The organism is Sphingomonas aurea, assembly GCF_030678875.1.
Classification (GTDB): Bacteria; Pseudomonadota; Alphaproteobacteria; order Sphingomonadales; family Sphingomonadaceae; genus Sphingomonas; species Sphingomonas aurea.
The window spans coordinates 40,075-59,318 of sequence record NZ_JAUUDS010000005.1 but is presented as its reverse complement, the minus strand read 5'-3'; the positions used below and the strand labels follow the sequence as shown (position 1 = coordinate 59,318).

Sequence of the window (19,244 nt, the reverse complement as noted above, 5' to 3'; positions counted from 1 at the left end):
CACCCCTCCCCGTCACGGGGAGGGGTTTTTCACATCCTCGCGTCGCCAGCCGCCGCCGAACGCCTGGTACAGCGCGACATAGGCGGTCAGGCGGTCGGCGCGCGCCTGGATCAGGGTCAACTCGGCGGTCAGCAGCCCGCGCTGCGCATCGAGCTGGTCGAGATAGCCCGAATAGCCGGCGCGGTAGCGGTTGGATGCGGTGCGCAGCGCCGCGGCGAGTGCATCGCGCTGGCCGGCGAGCGCCACCGCCTGTTCGCCCGAGCGGCGGACACCGGCGAGCGCGTCGTCGACCTCGCGAAAGGCGGTCAGCGCCGCGCGTTGATAGGCATAGGCCGCCTGGTCACGGCGGGCCGCGGCGACATCGGCCTGCGCGCGCAGGCGGCCACCGTCGAACAGCGGCGACAGGATGCTGCCGCCCAGCGAGAACACCCCAATGGGATCGGCCAGCGCCGTCGACAGGACGATGCCGGCGCTGCCGGTGAGCGCGACGTTGGGCATCATCGCGGCGCGCGCGCTGTCGAGCGTGCGGTCGGCGGCGACCAGCGCCTGCTCCGCCTGGAACAGGTCGGGCCGGCGGCGGAGCAGGTCGGCGGGGAGGCCGGCCGGGATCGGCGGCGCGGCGAGCCGGTCGAGCGGCAGGCCGCGCGGTATCGGGCCGGGATTGGCGCCGAGCAGCACGCCGATCGCATTCTCTGACCGCGCGACCGCCAGTTCGGCCTGGGGCACGAGCTGTTCGGTGGCGCGGTACTCGGCCTCCGCCTGATGGAGTTCGAGGTTGGAGGTATAGCCGGTTTCCGCCCGGCGGCGGGCGATGCGCAGCCCCTCGGCCCGCGCCGCCAGCGTCTGGCGCGCGACGGCGAGGCGCAGGTCGAGCGCGCGCAGGCCGATATAGCTGCTGGCGACGGTACTGGCGACGGCAAGGCGGACGGTATCACGTGCGCCTTCGCTGGCGAGCAGCTGCGCGGCGGCGGCGCGGTTCGCCTGGCGCAGGCGGCCGAACAGGTCGAGGTCGTAGCTGGCCTGGAGCAGGGGCTGCGCGCCGAAGGCATCGCTGGGCGTGCCGAACGGGCTGACCGACTGGCCCGCGGTGCCGGGTGCGCCGGCCGACAGGGTCGGGGTGCGCTGGGCACGGGCGAGACGGAGGCCGGCGCGTGCCTCCTCGACCCGAGCGGCGGCGGTGAAGATGTCCGGATTTGCGGCGAGCGCGCGGGTGACGAGGTCGGTGAGGACGGGGTCGCCGAACGCGGTCCACCACCGGGCGTCGATCGGCGCGATGCCGGTGGCGGGGGTGCGCCAGCCGGCGGGCGGGGTGACGGCGGCGGTGCGCGGGATGTCCGGACGCGGTCCGGCGCAGGCGGTCAGGGTAAGAGCCGCGGCAAGAGCGAGGCGCAACATCAGATCCTCCCCTTGCAGGGAAAGATTATTGGTTCGCGCGATGGCGCTAAGGCGCAAAGATGATGCTGCTTTCGCGATTGCCGCTGTCGCGCGTGATCGCGGGGGAGAGATGGCCAAAGCGCTGACCTCTTCGCGCCTTTGCGCCTTTGCGCGAAACACTCCGTCTTTGCCGCAAGCGCAGCGTTCGCGGTGGGGGTGGAGTGGGTTCGCGTGGCTCCGCGTCTCCGCGTGAGCATTCGATTGAGGGCCGCTGGCGCGGCGGGTTCGTGGACGCGTCATCGCGTCGCGTCCGAGGACGTGTCGATCCTTGCCTGCACCGACATGCCCGGGCGCAGGCGGGCGGCCAGCGGCTGGCCGGGGTCGATGCGGATGCGCACCGCGATACGCTGGGGCACCTTGGTGAAGTTGCCGGTGGCGTTGTCGGCCTTCAGCACCGCGAATTCGGAGCCGGCGGCGGGCGAGATACGCTCGACCCGGCCGGTCAGGCGCTCGTTGGCGAGGGCGTCCACGGTGAAGGACGCCCGCTGGCCGACCACGACGCGCGCGGTCTGCGCCTCTTTCAGGTTGGCGATGATCCAGGTCTCTGGCGGGACCAGGAACATCAGCTGCGACCCGGCGGTGACGTACTGGCCGACGCGGACGCCGACTTCGCTGAGCCGCCCCGCCTCGGGCGCGCGGATGACGGTGTTGGCGAGGTCGATCGCGGCCAGGCGGCGGGCGGCCTCCGCCCCCGACACGCCGGCCTGCTGGCCGCCACGGCCGACCTCGACCGTGCGAATATCCTGCCGGGCGATCTCGCGCGCGGCCTTCGCCTGCTCGACGCCGGCCTGCGCCTGGCGGAGCGCAGCAAGCGTCTGGTCGCGTTCACGCAAGGAGACGGAGCCGTCCTTCGCCAGGTCGTCGACACGGGCCATGTCGGCGCGCGCGCGCATCAGCTGTGCCTGCGCATTGGCGACGGCGGCGTCCTGCGCGGTCAGGCTGGCGGCGCGGCTGCGGCGGGCCTGGACAGCGTTGGCGAGGGTCGCCTGTTGCGCGGCCACCTGTGCCGCCGCCTGCTCGACGCGCTGGCGATAGATGCGGTCGTCGATCGTCACCAGCGGCTCGCCCGCGCGCACATCGGCGAAGTCGCGGACGAGGACGCGGGTGACATAGCCGCTGACCTGCGGGCTGATGACGGTGGTGCGACCGCGGACATAGGCGTTGTCGGTCGCCTCATACGCGGTGGTGAAGGGCGGCAGCCGCCATGCCGCCAGCACCGCGAGCACGCCGGCAAGGGCGACCAGCGCCAGCACGATCAGCACGGTGCGGCTGCTGCGCGGCGGGTGCCAGCCCGAGCCGGCGGGAGCGGCCTCTGCGGCGCGTTCCTCGGTAACGGGCGTGGGGGAGACGGAGGTGTCGGTCATCGTGCGGACTTTCGGGCACGCCACGTCCGGCGGCCGAGGAGGAACATCAGATAGCCCGAGGTCGTGGCGGCGAGCAGCGCGACGAGGCGGAACACGTCGTTATATGCCAGCACGTTCGCCTCGCGACTGGTGGTCTGGGACAGGAGGGCGGCGCCCTCCGCCGCGCGCAGGCTGGCGTCGCCGACGACGCGGCCGATCGCGGCACCGCCGGTGGCGAGGCGCTGGGCCACGATCGGGTCGGTAGGGTCGATCGCCTGGACGAGGGCGGCGCTGTTCGCCTTCTCGCGCAGCTGCTGGTAACTGCCGAGGAGCGCCGTGCCGGCGAGGCCGCCAACCGAGTTGATGATCCCGAACAAGGCGATGAAGCTGATGATATGGCCGCTGCCGCGCTGGAGCGCGCGGGTCATGCCGAACAGCAGCGAAGGGCCGAGGAACAGGGTGCCGGAAAAGGCGATCAGCGCTTGCGTCACGTACATCTGCGGCGCGCGCGTCAGGCTGGTCGCGTGCGAGTCGATCCAGGCGGCGGCGGCGACGATGGCGATGGCGAGCATGACCGGGTGGGCGAGCCGCTCGACGTCGAGGGTCACCGCGCTGACGACGACCCCGGCGACCGAGGCGAGGAAGACGATCAGGAAGAACGGCCCCAGCTGGTCGTTGTTCTGGCCCAGCAGCGTCAGCAGGCCGGTGGCGGCATAGCTCTGCTCGGCCAGGACGATGCGCGCCATGATCGTGACGATGGTGAAGCGGACGATGTCGGCGCTGCCCAGCCAGCGGGTGTTGAGGAGCGGGTTGGCGCGGTGGTGCTCGATCGCAACGGCGGCGGCGAGCATCGGGATGGCGGCGATCAGCGCCCAGCCGATCCACGCGGCGTTGGTCCACCAGACGATGCGGCCGAGGCCGAGGACCGCGCAGACCAGCCCGGTGCCGACCGCGAACAGGAGGAAGGTGACGAAGTCGAGCGGCTCGAACGCCTTCTGCCGCTCGGTCGGGGGCAGGCGCAGCCAGGCGACGGCGGCGAGCGACAGGAGTGCGAGGCCCAGCTCGAACAGGTACAGCGTCCGCCACTGCGACAGGGCGAGCAGGTCGGGCGAGAAGAGGCGCGCGAGCGGGGTGGCGCACTGCGGCACGCCGATGCCCAGCACCACTGCCTTCAGCCGCCACTTCGCCGGCAACGCCTGCATCATGTAATAGAGGCACAGCGAGCTGACCGACGCGCCGACCATGCCGCTGACCGCGCGTACCGCGATGGCGGAGTTGAAGTCGCGAACGAACAGATGCGCGAAGGTGACGAGCGCGTAGAGGCCGAGAAAGACGAGTGCGAAGGGCCTCAGGCCGAACTGCTGGCGGAACTTGATGAGCAGCAGGTTGATCGACACGTTGGTCATCACATAGACGGTCGGCAGCCACGCGATCCCGGCCGGATCGAGGCCGAGCGCGCCCTGCAAGGTCGTGGTGTTCGCGGCGATCAGTGCGTTGCCGAAGCCGGCGGTGAGGCCCAGCAGCACGGCGATGCCGCCATATGCGACGCGGCGCGCGGTCGGGTGCTCGGGCGAGCCGGGGGAACCGGGCATTGCCGGCCGCTCGTGCGGGGCGAAGGCCCAGCGCTCTTCGGCGAGGAAGTGGTTGAGGCGGCGGCGGATCACCTGGAGGCGATAGGCCGATGCTGGGGGCGGTGCCACTGGTTTGGATGGAGGTGGGAGGGCATCGTCACCTTGTCCCCTGCCGTCATCCCCGCGCAGGCGGGGATCCAGACGCGCTGACGTTGCGACTTCATTACTGGCGCTAGCGGGTCTGGATTCCCGCATTCGCGGGAATGACGAAGGAGGCGGAGGCGATGCCCCTCACCGCAACGCCGCCCGCGCCAGCCCCGCGCAGTCGGCGTCGGTCGCCACCGGGCCGCTGTTGCCGCTGATGCGTCGTCCGATCGCCTTCAGGATATTGCCGAACGACTTCATCTGCGGCGGGACGACCAGCTCGGGCTCGCGCAGCGTGCCGGTGACCGAGACGGTGCCGGGAATGCGCAGGATGACGTCGCGCTTGGGCGCGCCGGTCAGCGTCAGGGCGAGGCGTTCGGCGGGGAAGGACAGCGTGCCGGTGCCGCGCATCCGGCTGATCGCGGTATCGACGGTCAGCGGGTCGACGCGGGCGGTGCCGTCCTTCACCGCCAGCTCGGCGATCATGCAACGAAGCGCAGCGCGGTCGTCGCGCCCGGCCAGCAGCGCGCGGCCCGCGTCGAAGCCGAGCGCGGCGGCATAGCGGGCGGGCAGGCGACCGTCATGGACGACGAAGCCGATCATCCCGCGCGACCGGCCGACCGCGGCACGGATCGTCTCACCGCGCCCGGTCAGCCGCACGCGCGCGGCCATGCGCCCGGTAAATGCGCCACCCTCCGCAAAGGCGGCGACGTCACCCCCGGTCAGCCGCAGGTCGAGCGTGACGAGCGGCGCCGGCGCGCCGTCATGCTGGTCGACGACTGCGCGCCCGGTGACCACGCCCTGCGACAGCGTCAGCCGCAGCGGCGCGAGCGTCAGGCGGCGATGGTCCATCACGAGGGTGCCGGCCAGCCCCAGCACCGGCGGCGCGCTGGTACCGATGATGCGGCCGACGGTGAAGGTCAGGCGGCCGTCGGTGGTGTCGATCTTGCCGATGTCGATACGCGTGTCGGGCACCAGCTTCGGGCCGATCCGCGCCTCCAGCGCGGCGGATCGGGCACGCCCCTCGGCAGAGGTCAGGTCGTTGAAGTCGAACGCCTTTGCCGCGAGGCGACCGTCGATCTTCGACCGGCCGTCGACCTTCAGGACGGTCAGGTCACCGGACAGGTCCGACCGGCCGATGCGGCCCTTCAGCGCCGCGATGCGCCACTGGCCGGGATCGTGGCGGACCTGCGCGGTCAGCGTGACCGGGCGGGTGCGGAACAGCCCCGCCTCGATCACCGCGTCGATCAGCTTCAGGTCGGCGGCGCGAGCGGTGACGGCGAGGGACATGGCGTCGGTATCGAGCGGGCGGTCCATGCTGCCCTTCGCGCGCATCGCCAGGTCGGCGCCGGCGATGCGCGCGGCGAAGGGCCAGGCGCTGCCCGCGACCGGCGGCGCGCCGGCGACGGCGAGGCGGACCGGGGTGCCGCGGATCGTGCCGACGCCGTAGGCGCGCAGGCCGGCGGCGTCGATATCGACCATCATGCGGACGGCGCGGTCCTGCTTCGCGTCGGTGTAGGTGATCGTCGCGTCGCGGATGGCGAGCCCGGCGAGATCGGGCGCCGCGCCGCCGCTTTCCTGCTTGCCGGGGCGCTGCCAGTTCGTGCGGCCGTTCGCGTCGCGGGCGAGGGCGAGGTGGAGGCCGTCGACCGTGACCTCGCGCGGATCGATGCGGCCGAGGAGGAGCGGCCAGACCGGCAGGCGCAGCGTCACCGCGCCGATGCGGGCGAAGTCGCCGGTGCCGGCCCAGTCGGCCTGCGCGATACGGACGTCGCGGATCGCGAGCCGCGGCATTAAGCCGAACCGGTCGAGCCGCTCGACGCTGCCGATCGCGACAGGACGACCGAACCGCTCCCCCGCTTCCCGCGCGACGATGCCGGCAAGCAGGCCCCAGGGAAAGGCGGCGAGGACGAGCAGCAGCAGGGCGACGATGCCGCCGGTGATTGCCAAGCCGATCCGCCATCTGCGCGTCATGGAGGCGGGACGATCGGTGGTCGTTCCGGTTCCGTCAGGAGCGCGCCGATTATCTCCCCGCCATCGCGGGAGCACGGGAGCGTCAGAAATCGACCGCGACGCCTTTCAGCTCCCAATCCCCGTAGCGGGTCGGGTCACGGTCGTCCGGGTTCGCCGTGCTGGGTTCGAGCGGCTGGGGCTCGGGGACCGGCGGGTTGGGGGAGAGGTGCGCGGGCGGCTTCAGATGGGCGGGGCGCTGGGCCATGATCGTCTCCGACGCCCCGATTGCCTGTTGGGGGCCAAGAGGCCACATAGGCGCGATGAGGACCGATCCCAAGTAATGGCGCGCACCGACACCGTTCATAGCCATGCGCCCGAGCCGCTCGGCGTGCCGACGCGGCGCGCGGCGATCAAATTGCTCGACGCGGTGTTGCGCCGGGGCGAGGCGCTGGAGGCGGCGCTGCCCGCCGCGACGCGGATGGTGCACGGCCCTGACCGCGGACTGGCGCACGCCATTGCCGCCGAGACGCTGCGCCGGCTGCCCGATCTCGACGCGCTGATCGACGGCGCGACCGAGCGGGTGCTGCCGCCCGATGCCAAGGCACGCATGGCGCTCCGCATCGCGTTGGTCCAGGCGCTGGTGCTGGGCACGCCGGCGCACGCGGCGATCGCGACGGTGCTGCCGCTGGTCGATGGTGGCCCGCGCAAGCTGGTCCATGGCGTGTTCGGCACGCTGATCCGCGGTGGTCAATTGCTGCCCGAGGTGCCGGCGCTGCCCGCCGATGTCGAGGCGCGCTGGGCGGCGGCGTGGGGCGAGGCGATGGTCGAGGAGGCGGAACGCGCCATCGCCGCGCCGCCGCCGCTCGACATTACCCTGGCCGATCCCGCGCGAACCGACGAGTGGCAGGGGGTGCTGGGCGGGACCAGCCTGATGCCCGGCCATCTGCGGCTGGACGAGCATGCGCCGGTGCCGGACATGGCGGGATTTGGCGAGGGTGCGTGGTGGGTGCAGGATGTCGCCGCGTCGCTGCCCGCGCAGCTGTTGGGCGCGGGGGACGGCAGGACGGTGCTGGACCTGTGCGCGGCGCCGGGCGGCAAGACGATGCAGCTGGCCGCCGCCGGCTGGCGCGTCACGGCGGTCGACCAGTCCGGGAGCCGGATCAAGCGGCTGCGCGAGAACCTGTTCCGCACCCGGCTGAAGGCGGAAGTGGTGCAGGCGGACGTGCTGGCCTTTGCGCCCAACGCACCGGCGGACGCGGTGCTGGTCGATGCGCCGTGCAGCGCGACCGGCATCTTCCGCCGGCACCCTGACGTGCTGCACCGGGTACATCCGGCGCTGATCGCCGATCTGGCCGCCTTGCAGGGACGCATCCTGAAACGCGCAGCGGACTGGGTGAAGCCCGGCGGGCGACTGGTGTTCGCGACCTGCTCGCTAGAGCCGGCAGAGGGCGAGGCGCAGCTGGCTGCGTTCCTGGAGGCGCGGCCGGACTTTGCAGTGGCGGATGCGGCCGACCGGGTGCTGCCGGGCCGGTATGCGGGTGGGAATGACGGGTTCTTCGTCGTCGGGCTGGTGCGGGCGGGGTAAGGACGCACCAGACCCCGCGCGTCATCCCGGCGTTCGCCGGGATGACGATGAAGGAAAGTCGTACCGTTCTTCAGGACCACAATGATGGCAAGACCTTAGCCGCCGCCCGATAATTATGGTGAACGCGCATCTTGCCGCGTTCATCTTCGCTGGTAATGACGGATCATGCAGCCTGTCCGTATCGCACCCTCCATTCTCTCCGCAGACTTCGCGAAACTGGGCGACGAAGTGCGCGCGATCGATGCCGCCGGGGCGGACTGGATCCATATCGACGTGATGGACGGGCATTTCGTGCCCAACATCACGATCGGTCCGGCGGTGGTGAAGGCGCTGCGCCCGCACACCGCCAAGCCGTTCGACGTCCATCTGATGATCGCGCCGGTCGACCCGTATCTGGAGGCTTTCGCCGAGGCGGGGGCCGACTGCATCACCGTGCATCCCGAGGCGGGGCCGCACGTCCACCGCACCGTCCAGCACATCAAGTCGCTGGGCAAGCGGGCGGGGGTGGTGCTGAACCCGGCGACGCCGGCCAAGATGCTCGACTATCTGATCGACATGGTCGACCTGGTGCTGGTGATGAGCGTCAATCCCGGTTTCGGCGGGCAGAGCTTCATCGACAGCCAGCTTAAGAAGATCGCGGCGATCCGGCGGATGATCGAGCAGTCGGGCCGCGCTATCGACCTGGAGGTCGATGGCGGGGTCGATGCGGTCCATGCCCGTCGCTGTATCGAGGCGGGGGCCGACGCGCTGGTCGCGGGAACGGCGGCGTTCCGGGGCGGGCCGGACTGCTATGCCGCCAACATCGCGGCGCTGCGAGGCGGATGAGGGACGAGGGCGCCATCGCTCCCGGCGCCGACGGGATCGACGAGGGTAAGCGGCTGGTGCGCGTCGGCGGCGACAAGGGGCTGTCGCTGGCCGAACGCCTGTCGGAACGGCTGTACCGGCTGACATGGCGCACGCCGCTCCACGCGATGCGGCTGAAGGGCCGCTATCCCCTGAAGCTGATCGCGGTGCCGGACGACCCGATGATGGGCGACGTCGCGCGCGGGCGGGCGCTGATGAGCGGGACGCTGAACGTCCGCGGCGAGGTGCGCGCGGTCCATGCGCTCGACCTGAACCGGCCCGACTGGAGCCCGGCCTTCTCGCACTATCTGCACGGGTTCGACTGGCTGCGCGACCTGTCGACGGTGGCGACGCGGGCGGAAGGCGCTCCCCGCGCCGAGGCGCTGATGGCCCGCTGGCTGGCCGCGCATGGCGAGCGGGTCGACGGCGTCGCCTGGGCGCCCGACCTGTGGGGGCGGCGCATCCTGGCCTGCACAGCACACGCGCCGCTGATCCTGTCGTCCACCGACCTGATCTATCGCAGCCGCGTGCTGAACGCACTGGCGCGCGGCGCGCGGCACTTGGACCGGGGGGCGGACAAGGCGCCGCCGGGCGCGCCGCGGATCGCGGCCTGGTGCGGGATCGTCGCGGCCGGGCTGCTGATCCCCGGCGGCGAGCCGCGCCGTGCGTTCGGCGAGGGTGGGCTGGCGCGCGCGATCGCGGGCGGGCTGTTCGAGGATGGCGGATCGGTGTCGCGCAGCCCGGCGATGCTGATGGACACGATCGTGCTGCTGTCGTCCCTGCGCGCCTGCTACGCCGCACGGCGCATGGCGATGCCCGAGGTGGCGAGCCACGCGCTGGCCAAGATGGTGCCGGCGCTGATGGGGGTGATGCACGGCGACCGCGCGCTGTCGAGCTGGCAAGGTGCCGGCCCCTCCACGCCCGAGCATGTCGCCGCAGTGATCGCCGCCAGCGGGGTGCGAACCCGCCCCCTTCGCCAGTCGCGCGAATGGGGATATCAGCGCCTGGCCGCGGGCGGTGCGGTGCTGATCGTCGACGCCGCGCCGCCGCCGATCGCGCGGCTGGTCGAGGGTGGCTGCGCCTCGACATTGGCGTTCGAGTTTTCCGATGGCGAGCAGCGCCTGGTGGTCGGCTGTGGCGGTGCGCGCGAGGCGGCGGCGCTGCCACTGGCGCTGCTGGAGGGGCTGCGCACCACGGCGGCGCACTCGACCCTGGTGGTCGGCGACAGCAACTCGACCGCGATCCACGGCGACGGGATGCTGGGGCGCGGCGTGTCGGCGGTGGAGCTGTCGCGCCAGGAATCGGACGCCGCCAGCCGGATCGAGGCGAGCCATGACGGCTATGCCCGGCGCTGGGGCTTCCTCCATCGCCGCCAGCTGGTGCTGACCGGCGACGGGCGCGAGTTGCGCGGCGAGGATGCGCTGCTTCCAGCCGGGCGGCGCTTTCGCCGGGGCGGGCGGACGCCGTTCGCGGTGCGCTTTCACCTGGGCGTCGGAGTGCAGGCGTCGCCCACCGCCGACGGGCAGGCGGCGCTGCTCAGGCTGCCGGGCGGGGCGCTGTGGCAGTTCCGCTGCCGGGGCGGCGCGCTGGGCATCGAGGAGAGCCTGTGGATCGACGGCGCGGGCAAGCCGCAGCCGATCGCGCAGCTGGTCGTCACCGGCGAGGCGCCCGCCGGCGGCGCCAGCGTCAGCTGGGCCTTGAAGCGCGCGCTGTGACGCGCCACAGGGCGCGGCCATGACCCCAATCTCCGACTCCGTCATTCCCGTGACTCGCGCCCTCCTGTCGGTTTCCGACAAGACGGGCATCGTCGACCTCGCCACGGCGCTCAGCCGCCACGGCGTCGAGCTGGTATCCACCGGCGGCACCGCCCGCACCCTGCGCGAGGCGGGTCTGGCGGTGAAGGACGTCGCCGAGCTGACCGGCTTTCCCGAGATGATGGACGGCCGCGTCAAGACGCTCCACCCGACCGTGCATGGCGGCCTGCTGGCGGTGCGCAACGACCCGGCGCATGTCGCATCGATGCGCGAACACGGGATCGGCGCGATCGACCTGGTGGTGGTGAACCTCTATCCGTTCGAGGCAACCGTGGCCAAGGGCGCCGCCCGCGAAGAGGTGATCGAGAATATCGACATCGGCGGCCCCAGCATGGTGCGCTCGGCGGCGAAGAACCACGCCTCGGTCGCGATCCTGACCGATCCGGCGGATTACGGCGCGGTGCTGGCCGAGGTAGCGGCGGGCGGCACGACGCTCGACACAAGGCGGCGACTGGCGGCGAAGGCCTATGCGGCGACCGCCGCCTATGACGCGGCGATCGCGCAGTGGTTTGCCTTTGCCGACCAGGGCGAGCATTTTCCGGCGACGCTGCCGCTGGCGTTCGCGAAGGCCGCCGACGAGTTGCGCTATGGCGAGAACCCGCATCAGGCGGCGGCGCTCTATCTGCCGCGCGGGCCGCACGCGCGCGGGATCGCGCAGGCCGACCTGATCCAGGGCAAGGCGCTGTCGTACAACAATCTGAACGACGCCGACGCCGCGCTGGAGCTGGTGTCCGAGTTCCGTGACGGCCCGCCGACGGTGGTGATCGTGAAGCATGCCAACCCGTGTGGCGTGGCAACGGGCGAGACGCTGCTCGACGCCTATCGCGCCGCCTTCGCGTGCGACACGGTGTCGGCGTTCGGCGGCATCGTTGCGGTCAACCGCCCGCTCGACGGCGAGACGGCGGAGGCGATCGCCGCGATCTTTACCGAGGTGGTGGTGGCACCCGACGCGGATGATGCGGCGAAGGCGGTGTTCGCGAAGAAGAAGAACCTGCGGCTGATGCTGACCGGCGCACTGCCCGTTCCGGCGCGGCCGGGCCTGATGGTGAAGTCGATCGCGGGCGGGCTGCTGGTCCAGTCGCGCGACAATGGCACGCCGGGCGAACTGAAGGTGGTGACGCAGCGCGCGCCGACCGAGCGGGAACTGGCGGACTGCCGTTTCGCCTGGACGGTGGCCAAGCACGTCAAGTCGAACGCGATCGTCTATGCCAAGGACGGCAGCACCGCGGGGATCGGGGCGGGGCAGATGAACCGGCTCGAGTCCGCGCGCATCGCGGCTTGGAAGGCGAAGGACGCCGCCGACAAGGCCGGCTGGGCTGAGCCCCGGACGATCGGCTGCGCGGTGGCGTCGGACGCGTTCTTCCCGTTCGCCGACGGGCTGCTCGCGGCGGTCGAGGCGGGGGCGACGGCGGTGATCCAGCCGGGCGGCTCGATCCGCGACGACGAGGTGATCGCTGCGGCGGATGCGGCCGGGCTGGCGATGGTGTTCACCGGCATGCGGCACTTCCGACACTGACCGAAAATCCTCCCCTGCAAGGGGAGGGGGACCGCCCGGCGCAGCCGGGTGGTGGAGGGGTGTCGCCGGTGGTTGGGGTAGGCTGCAGTCCCGACCGGGGACACCCCTCCGTCATGGCTGCGCCATGCCACCTCCCATTGCAGGGGAGGATTTAGGATCAGCGGATCGGCGCGCCGACGTTTGGCAGGGTGGCGTCCTGGGTCTTGGGCACACTCCCGAACAGCGCCCGATCGGCCGGTCCGAACGCCCAGCGCCACAGGATGAACAGATAGGTCGCGGCGATCGCCGGTTCGCCGATCAGCAGCTCGGCCCATTCGTAGCGCTTGGGCAGCGCGGTGAAGGCCCCGCCGACCGCCAGTGCGGCCAGCCCCGCCCAGAGCAGCGGCCAGCGCAACGGCGACACCGGCGCCTTCAGGATATGGCGCAACAGCCGAGCCTTGATGATCGAGGTCAGTCCCAGGCTGATCGCCAGCGCCACCGCAACCCCCGCCGCCTGCCACGTCACCGGCCAGGCGAGCGCGCGCATCCCCAGCACCAGCGCGAAGCTGAGCCCGATCTGCACCCCCAGCATGAAGATCGAGATCAGCAGGTTGCGGTGCCGCGCGGTATAGACCAGCGCCGATTCACACACCGCGCCGGGCGAGGCCAGCACCTCGCCCGCGAGCAGGAAGGCGAGGGCAGCGGTGCCCGCGACGAACTGCGGCCCGACGACGCCCATGACCGCCTCTCCCGGGATCGCGCCCATCAGCGCGAGCAGCCCCTGCGCGGCCATGATCCAGAAGGCGACCTGGCGCACCTGCTGCGCGACGGCGGCGCGGTCGCCTTCCGCCAGCGCGCGGGTGATGACCGGCCCCAGCACGGGGTCGAAGCTGGTCTTCAGCTTCTGGGGCAGCGACGACACCTGCTGCGCCATGTAGTAGATGCCGACCACGCCCGGCGTGAACAGCAGGCCGAGGATGAAGCGGTCGACGTTGCGGCTGCCCCATTCCAGCGCGTCGGCACCGGCGAGCGGCGCATTTACCCGCGCCATGCGGACGAGCACGCGCAGCTGCGGCGACCAGCCATGCGGCAGGCCGTAGCTGCGCAGGAACGGCACGATGCTGGCGATCAGCGCCGCGGTCATCGACGCGACGTAAGAGAGGACAAGCCCGTCGCGGATCGTGAAGAACGAGAAGACGTACGCCGCCGCCGAGATCGTCCACGGCTCCACCACGGCGCGCGCGGTGACCGCCGCCTTGACGTTCAGGCGGTACGCCAGCGCCGCCAGGCTGACGTCGGACCAAGCGATCGCGACGACGATCAGCGGCAGCCAGCGGTCGAGCCCGGTGATCGGCGTGTTGGGGTACATGATCTGCGGGAACGCGCAGAGCAGCGCGCTGGCGAGCAGCGAGGCGATCAGCGCCATCGCCATCGCGTCCCACACGACATGGACGTGCGGGCGGTCAGTCTCCGACAGGGCCTGCGCGAGGCCCCGCTTCAGCCCGAGCGTGGCGAGCAGCGCGGCGAGTTCGACCACCACGACCGCGATGGCGAAGCGCCCGACCAGATCGGGTCCATAGGCGCGGCCGGCGATGAACAGGAACGGGATGCGCGCGGCGAGGCGCAGGATGAACCCGGCGATGTTGGTCCGCCCGCCCTTGGCGAGCGCGTCGATGTCCTTGGTCTGGGTCACGTCAATTTCGCAGAAGCCATACGCTTTTCGCGCCTGCCTTCCGAAGGCCAAGTTTGCCTGATTTCCTCAATGAGTCTGCGGCCCACCGGATATCATACTGCCAAGTGTAGAAAGCGTCGCCTACTTCTACGATATCGGCCTCGTGGTTGGCCCATACCCTTTTGACAACGTCGAGGATTGAGCCCTCACCGCCCAGCTCGGCGAGCGCCTCACGCACCCAGAGCTGAAGTTTTTCCCGGTAATGCATTTTAGTGCGCCGCTCCCCAGCTCTGGCCGGTGCCGATCTCCACGCCGAGCGGTACCGACAGCTTCACCGCCGGTTCCGCCGCCGTCTCCATCACCCCGCGGATCACCGCGCTCGCCGCCGCGACGTCGTCCTCGGGCAGTTCGAACACCAGTTCGTCATGGACCTGCAGCAGCATCCGGACATGGCCTAGGCCCGCCGCCGCCAATGCCGGTTCCATGCGGACCATCGCGCGCTTGATGATGTCGGCGCTCGTTCCCTGGATCGGAGCGTTGATCGCGGCGCGCTCGGCGCCTTGGCGCTCGCCCTGGTTCTTCGACTTGATGCGCGGGAACCAGGTCTTGCGACCGAACAGCGTGGTGGTGAAGCCTTGGTCGCGCACCGCCTCCAGCGTCTCGGCCATGTAGCGGTTGATGCCGGGGAACCGCTCGAAATAACGGTCGATCATCGCCTGCGCTTCGTCGGGCGTCACCTCCAGCCGGCCGGCCAGACCCCAGCGGCTGATGCCGTAGAGGATCGCGAAGTTGATCGTCTTGGCGCGCGCGCGGGTATCGCGGTTGACCTCACCGAACAGCTCGGTCGCGGTCAGGCTGTGGATGTCGTCGCCATTGGCGAAGGCATCGCGCAGCGCCGGTACGTCGGCCATGTGCGCGGCGAGCCGCAGCTCGATCTGCGAATAGTCAGCAGCGAGCAGGACGTTACCCGGCTCCGCCACGAACGCCTCGCGGATCTGGCGGCCGACCTCGGTGCGGATCGGGATGTTCTGGAGATTGGGCTCGGTCGAGGACAGGCGGCCCGTCTGCGCGCCGGTCAGCGAGTAGCTGGTATGGACGCGGCCCGTGCCGGGGTGGATCTGTGCCTGGAGCGCGTCGGTATAGGTGTTCTTGAGCTTGGTCAGCTGGCGCCAGTCAAGCACCTTGCGCACGATCTCGGCCCCCGGCCCCTTGTCGCGGGCGAGGCGTTCGAGTTCGGTTACATCGGTGGAATAGACACCCGATTTACCCTTGCGCCCGCCCTTCAGGCCCATCCGCTCGAACAGGATATCACCCAGCTGCTTGGGGCTGCCGATGGTGAAGGGGGTGCCGGCGAGCGCGTGGACCTCCGTCTCCAGCCCGGCGATGCCGGCGGCGAACTCGGCCGACAATGCCGCCAGCCGCTCGCGGTCGACGCGGATGCCGTGGCGCTCCATCCGCGCGATGACGGGGACGAGCGGGCGGTCGACCATCTCGTACACCCGCGTCGCCTGCTCGGCCGGCAGGCGGGCGCGGAAGCGCTTCCACAGCCGGTACGTCACGTCGGCATCCTCGGCGGCGTAGCGGGTCGCCGCCTTCAGGTCGATCTCGTGGAAGCCGCGCTGACTCTTGCCGGTGCCAACCACGTCCTTGAACGCGATGCAGCTGTGCGAGAGATGGGTCGCCGCCAGCTCGTCCATGCCGTGGCCGTGCAGCCCGGCATCGAGGTCGAAGCTCATGACGATGGTGTCGTCGTGCGGGGCGACATCGATCCCGCGCATGCCGAGCACGATCATGTCGAATTTCAGATTGTGGCCGATCTTCAGGACCGACGGATCCTCGAACAGGTCCTTCAGCCGGGACAGCGCGGCGTCGCGGTCGATCTGGACCGGCACCTCGGCGAGCAGGTCGGTGCCGCCATGGCCGAGCGGGATATAGCAGGCGAGGTTGGGGTGGAGCGCCAGGCTGACGCCGACCAGCTCCGCCTGGGTCGCGTCGGTCGAGCTGGTCTCGGTATCGATCGCGATCCAGCCCTGGTGACGCGCGATGGTGATCCAGCGGTCGAGCGCGTCCAGATCCTGCACCGTCTCGTACCCGTCGAGGTCGCAGGGCGGGTCGGCCTCCATCGGCTCGGCCGGCGTGCCGGTCGGGGCGGCAGGCACGGGCGCGTCGGCAACCTGACCGAGCTTCGTCAGGAGCGAGCGGAAGCCGTGATGCTCGAGGAAGGCGCGCAAGGGCGCATCAGGAATACCCTTGAGTTCCAGGTCGTCGAGCGGCTCGGGCAGGGCGACGTCGCAGCGTAAGGAAACCAGCTCGCGGCTGAGGCGCGCCATGTCGGCATGCTCGATCAGGTTGTCGCGCAGCTTGCCCTTCTTCATCCCCTCGGCTGCGGCGAGGACGGACGTCAGGTCGCCATGCTCCAGGATCAGCTTGGCCGCGGTCTTGGGTCCGACGCCGGGGACGCCGGGGACGTTGTCGACGCTGTCGCCCATCAGCGCCAGCACGTCGCCCAGCTGCGTCGGGGCGATGCCGAAGAATTTCTCGGCGACATGCTCCGCACCCAGACGCCGGTTGTTCATCGTGTCGTAGAGGTCGAGCCCCGGCTCGATCAGCTGCATCAGGTCCTTGTCGGACGACACGATCGTGACCTGCCACCCCTGCGCCAGTGCCGCCTTGGCATAGCAGGCGATGATGTCGTCGGCCTCCAGCCCCTCGGTCTCAATACAGGGTAGCGAGAAGGCGCGGGTGGCGTCGCGGATCATCGGGAATTGCGGGACCAGATCCTCCGGTGGCGGTGGGCGGTGCGCCTTGTACTGGTCGTACAGCTCGTTGCGGAAGGTCTTGGACGATTTGTCGAGGACGACCGCCATGTGGGTCGGCCCCTCTGCGGCGTGAAGCTCGTCGACCAGCTTCCACAGCATCGTCGTATAGCCGTACACCGCGCCGACCGGCTCGCCATGCTTGTTGGTGAGCGGCGGCAGGCGGTGATAGGCGCGAAAGATATAGCCGGAGCCGTCGACGAGATAGAGATGGGGCATGGTGGCGGCCGATGTAGCGGTTTACGCGGGCGACGGCATCCCCCTGCTTGGCGAAGGAATGTTCGCGCGAAGGCGCTAAGACGCGAAGAGAAGAACGGGTTCACGCGGAGACGCGGAGCCGCGGAGGATGTATCGTGCGCGGCAGCGCACCTGCATTATCATCGGCCAGCGATTAAGGGCCGCTGCCGCGGCGAGGCGCAACCCCTCCGCGCCTCCGCGCCTCCGCGTGAACAATCTCTTCTTCCTTAGCGTCTTCGCGCCTTAGCGCGACTATTCTCGCCTGCAGCGCGACCCATGAACAAGAGGACCGGCGCCTCGCGGCACCGGCCCTCCGCCCTCGTTACGCTACGCGAGGGAACCCTGAAACCTTAGCGGCAATAGCCGGGGCGCTCGCCGCGCTCGACGGCGCGGCCGGCCAGCGCGCCGGCACCGGCGCCGAGCAGCGTGCCCATCGTGCGGTCGCCGCGGGTGTCGATCGTGCGGCCCAGCAGGCCACCCGCGATCGCGCCGACGACGGTGCCGGTGCTGCCGATGCCCTTGCGGCGGCACGCGTCGCGATAGTCGCGCCGGTCGTACCGCTGCTCGTAGCGGTCACCGTGCCAGTGGCGACGCGGACGCGCATCGGCGGCACTGACGGGGACGACGGCCGAGGCGGTCATGGCGACGGCGGCGGCGGCGAGGGTGAAAGTCTTGAACATGCTGGTTCTCCCGATCCTGCTCGGCGGCGGGAAACCCGTCGTCGATGAAAGCCTTCTCGCCGATTCGCGTTGAGCCGAGCCTGAATGTGTCCGTTATCGGCGGTTCAGCCTTTTCGCCGCGCCGCCCGCCCCTATGAGGAGCGCGTGAAGCGTGCCGCCGCCCTGTTGTCCGCCGTGCTGCTGCCGCTGCTGCTGGGCACCGGCTGGGCAGGCGAGGAGCGGCGCAAGCTGCTGCGCGCCGTGCCTGATATGACGGTGACGCCGGTAGCACTCGACGCCGGCGATCCGGCGCGGCGGCGGCTGGGAGCGTTGATGTATCTGGGCGGCGCGGTGCTGACGAGCCGCGACCGGGCGTTCGGCAGCTTCTCCGCGCTGGCGGTGGAGGGAGACCGATTTCTCCTGGTCAGTGACGGCGGCCACGTCGTCCGGTTCCGGATGGGCAGCGACTGGCGTGCGAGGGATGTGCGCTTCGCCGAGCTGCCAAGCGGTCCGCGCACCGGCTGGGAGAAGCGCGATCGCGACGCCGAGTCGCTGGCGCGCGACCCGGCGACCGGGCGGACCTGGGTGGGGTTCGAGAGCGTCAACCAGATCTGGCGCTACGGACCGGGGGGTACGCGGATGGCGGCACCCGCGGCGATGGCGCGGTGGCGATCGAACGGTGGGGCCGAATCGCTCGCCCGGCTGGCAGACGGGCGCTTCGTGGCGCTGAGCGAATCGCCACCCTATGGCACGGCGATGCGGGTCGGCCTGGTCTGGGCGGGCGATCCGACCGAGCGGCCGGAGCCGGCCTTCCGGTTCTCCTACATCCCCGCGCCAGGCTATGACCCGTCGGACCTGACCGAGCTGCCCGACGGGCGGCTGCTGGTGCTGGAGCGGCGGCTGGCGCTGCCCTTCACCTGGTCGGCGCGGCTGGTGGTGGTGGAGCGCGGGGCGATCCGGCCGGACGCGACGGTACGGGGACGCGAGATCGCTATGCTGGCCGCGCCGGTGCTCGCGGAGAATTTCGAAGGCGTCGCTGTGGTGCGTGAGAGCGGCGCCACGATGCTGTGGCTGGTGTCGGACGACAACTGGCTGCCGATCCAGCGGACCTTGTTGCTGAAGTTCCGTCTGGATTGAGCGTCGGCGGCGGAGGGGCCCGGACCGATCCCGTCATTCCCGCGCAGGCGGAAACCCATAAACGCCGACGTTCACGGCCAGAGTCGCGGTGTCAGCGTGTCTGGATCGCCACCTGCGCGCGGATGACGGACAGGAAGGGGCGGGCGAAGGCAAGAACACCAAAACCCCCGCCGATGGCTACCGGCGGGGGTCTGGAAACCCGGCAGAGACGGTCGCTTAGGCCGCGACGGCGGCGGTGGCGGCGCGCTTCTTCAGGATGTCGCGCTTCAGGCGGCGGCAGCGCAGCGACAGCTTGTCGTCGCTGGTCTTGGCCAGCCAGTTGTCCAGCCCGCCATTATGCTCGACCGAGCGCAGGCCGTGGGTCGACACGCGCAGGCGCACGCCCGTCTCCAGTGCGTCCGACAGCAGGGTCACGTTCTGCAGGTTGGGCAGAAAGGTGCGCTTGGTCTTGTTGTTGGCGTGGGAAACGTTGTTGCCCACCTGCCGGCCCTTGCCGGTCAGCTCGCAAATGCGCGACATGGTCTATATCCTGGTTTCAGGC

Annotated in this window: 14 protein-coding genes; 5 read left to right on the top strand and 9 right to left on the bottom strand. The window is 70.7% G+C overall.

Translation table 11 applies throughout. The features are described 5' to 3' along the window. Positions 1 to 12: 12 nt before the first annotated feature. From Q5H91_RS10870 to Q5H91_RS10850, 5 genes are all read right to left on the bottom strand, one after another. Positions 13 to 1,395, bottom strand: coding sequence for an efflux transporter outer membrane subunit (locus Q5H91_RS10870; protein ID WP_305173428.1), 1,383 nt, complete (start codon positions 1,393 to 1,395; stop codon positions 13 to 15). Positions 1,396 to 1,670: 275 nt separating this feature from the next. Next, a complete protein-coding gene (locus Q5H91_RS10865; RefSeq protein ID WP_305173427.1) occupies positions 1,671 to 2,798 on the bottom strand; it encodes an HlyD family secretion protein in 1,128 nt (375 codons plus the stop codon). Then, positions 2,795 to 4,441 (bottom strand): MFS transporter, encoded by a 1,647-nt coding sequence (locus Q5H91_RS10860; RefSeq protein ID WP_305173426.1) that lies wholly within the window; start codon positions 4,439 to 4,441, stop codon positions 2,795 to 2,797. Before Q5H91_RS10860 ends, Q5H91_RS10865 begins: the two co-directional genes overlap by 4 nt. 198 nt (positions 4,442 to 4,639) lie before the next feature. After that, positions 4,640 to 6,466, bottom strand: coding sequence for an AsmA family protein (locus tag Q5H91_RS10855; protein WP_305173425.1), 1,827 nt, complete (start codon positions 6,464 to 6,466; stop codon positions 4,640 to 4,642). An 82-nt stretch (positions 6,467 to 6,548) separates the two neighbouring features. Continuing rightward, positions 6,549 to 6,710 (bottom strand): DUF1674 domain-containing protein, encoded by a 162-nt coding sequence (locus tag Q5H91_RS10850; RefSeq protein WP_305173424.1) that lies wholly within the window; start codon positions 6,708 to 6,710, stop codon positions 6,549 to 6,551. 75 nt (positions 6,711 to 6,785) lie between these two features. Between Q5H91_RS10850 and Q5H91_RS10845 the strand changes: the two genes are divergently transcribed. The 4 genes from Q5H91_RS10845 to purH all read left to right on the top strand — a co-directional run bounded on the left by Q5H91_RS10845 (position 6,786) and on the right by purH (position 12,203). Beyond that, positions 6,786 to 8,030: an RsmB/NOP family class I SAM-dependent RNA methyltransferase gene (locus Q5H91_RS10845; protein WP_305173423.1), complete on the top strand. Its 1,245-nt coding sequence runs from the start codon at positions 6,786 to 6,788 to the stop codon at positions 8,028 to 8,030. A 165-nt stretch (positions 8,031 to 8,195) separates the two neighbouring features. Then, positions 8,196 to 8,855, top strand: a complete 660-nt coding sequence (gene rpe / locus Q5H91_RS10840) for a ribulose-phosphate 3-epimerase (protein WP_305173422.1) — start codon at positions 8,196 to 8,198, stop codon at positions 8,853 to 8,855. Beyond that, entirely contained in the window at positions 8,852 to 10,588 is a 1,737-nt protein-coding gene (locus tag Q5H91_RS10835) for a heparinase II/III family protein (protein WP_305173421.1), read from the top strand. The genes rpe and Q5H91_RS10835 overlap by 4 nt, the downstream gene beginning before the upstream one ends. A 19-nt stretch (positions 10,589 to 10,607) precedes the next feature. Further along, a complete protein-coding gene (gene purH / locus Q5H91_RS10830) occupies positions 10,608 to 12,203 on the top strand; it encodes a bifunctional phosphoribosylaminoimidazolecarboxamide formyltransferase/IMP cyclohydrolase (protein ID WP_305173420.1) in 1,596 nt (531 codons plus the stop codon). A 157-nt stretch (positions 12,204 to 12,360) separates the two neighbouring features. Here purH and Q5H91_RS10825 read toward each other — a convergent pair whose 3' ends face one another. The 3 genes from Q5H91_RS10825 to Q5H91_RS10815 form a co-directional block, all read right to left on the bottom strand. After that, positions 12,361 to 13,875 (bottom strand): lipopolysaccharide biosynthesis protein, encoded by a 1,515-nt coding sequence (locus Q5H91_RS10825; protein ID WP_305173419.1) that lies wholly within the window; start codon positions 13,873 to 13,875, stop codon positions 12,361 to 12,363. A gap of 248 nt (positions 13,876 to 14,123) precedes the next feature. After that, entirely contained in the window at positions 14,124 to 16,889 is a 2,766-nt protein-coding gene (gene polA / locus Q5H91_RS10820) for a DNA polymerase I (RefSeq protein WP_305173418.1), read from the bottom strand. 368 nt (positions 16,890 to 17,257) lie between these two features. Then, positions 17,258 to 17,587: a glycine zipper 2TM domain-containing protein gene (locus Q5H91_RS10815; protein ID WP_305173417.1), complete on the bottom strand. Its 330-nt coding sequence runs from the start codon at positions 17,585 to 17,587 to the stop codon at positions 17,258 to 17,260. 144 nt (positions 17,588 to 17,731) lie between these two features. On the opposite strand from Q5H91_RS10815, the gene Q5H91_RS10810 reads away from it, so the two are divergent. After that, complete coding sequence (locus tag Q5H91_RS10810) at positions 17,732 to 18,703, top strand: esterase-like activity of phytase family protein (RefSeq protein ID WP_305173416.1); 972 nt, start codon at positions 17,732 to 17,734, stop codon at positions 18,701 to 18,703. A gap of 216 nt (positions 18,704 to 18,919) precedes the next feature. Here the strand turns inward: Q5H91_RS10810 and rpmB are convergent, their stop codons facing one another. Continuing rightward, positions 18,920 to 19,222: a 50S ribosomal protein L28 gene (rpmB, locus tag Q5H91_RS10805; protein ID WP_305173415.1), complete on the bottom strand. Its 303-nt coding sequence runs from the start codon at positions 19,220 to 19,222 to the stop codon at positions 18,920 to 18,922. Between the last annotated feature and the right edge of the window lie 22 nt (positions 19,223 to 19,244).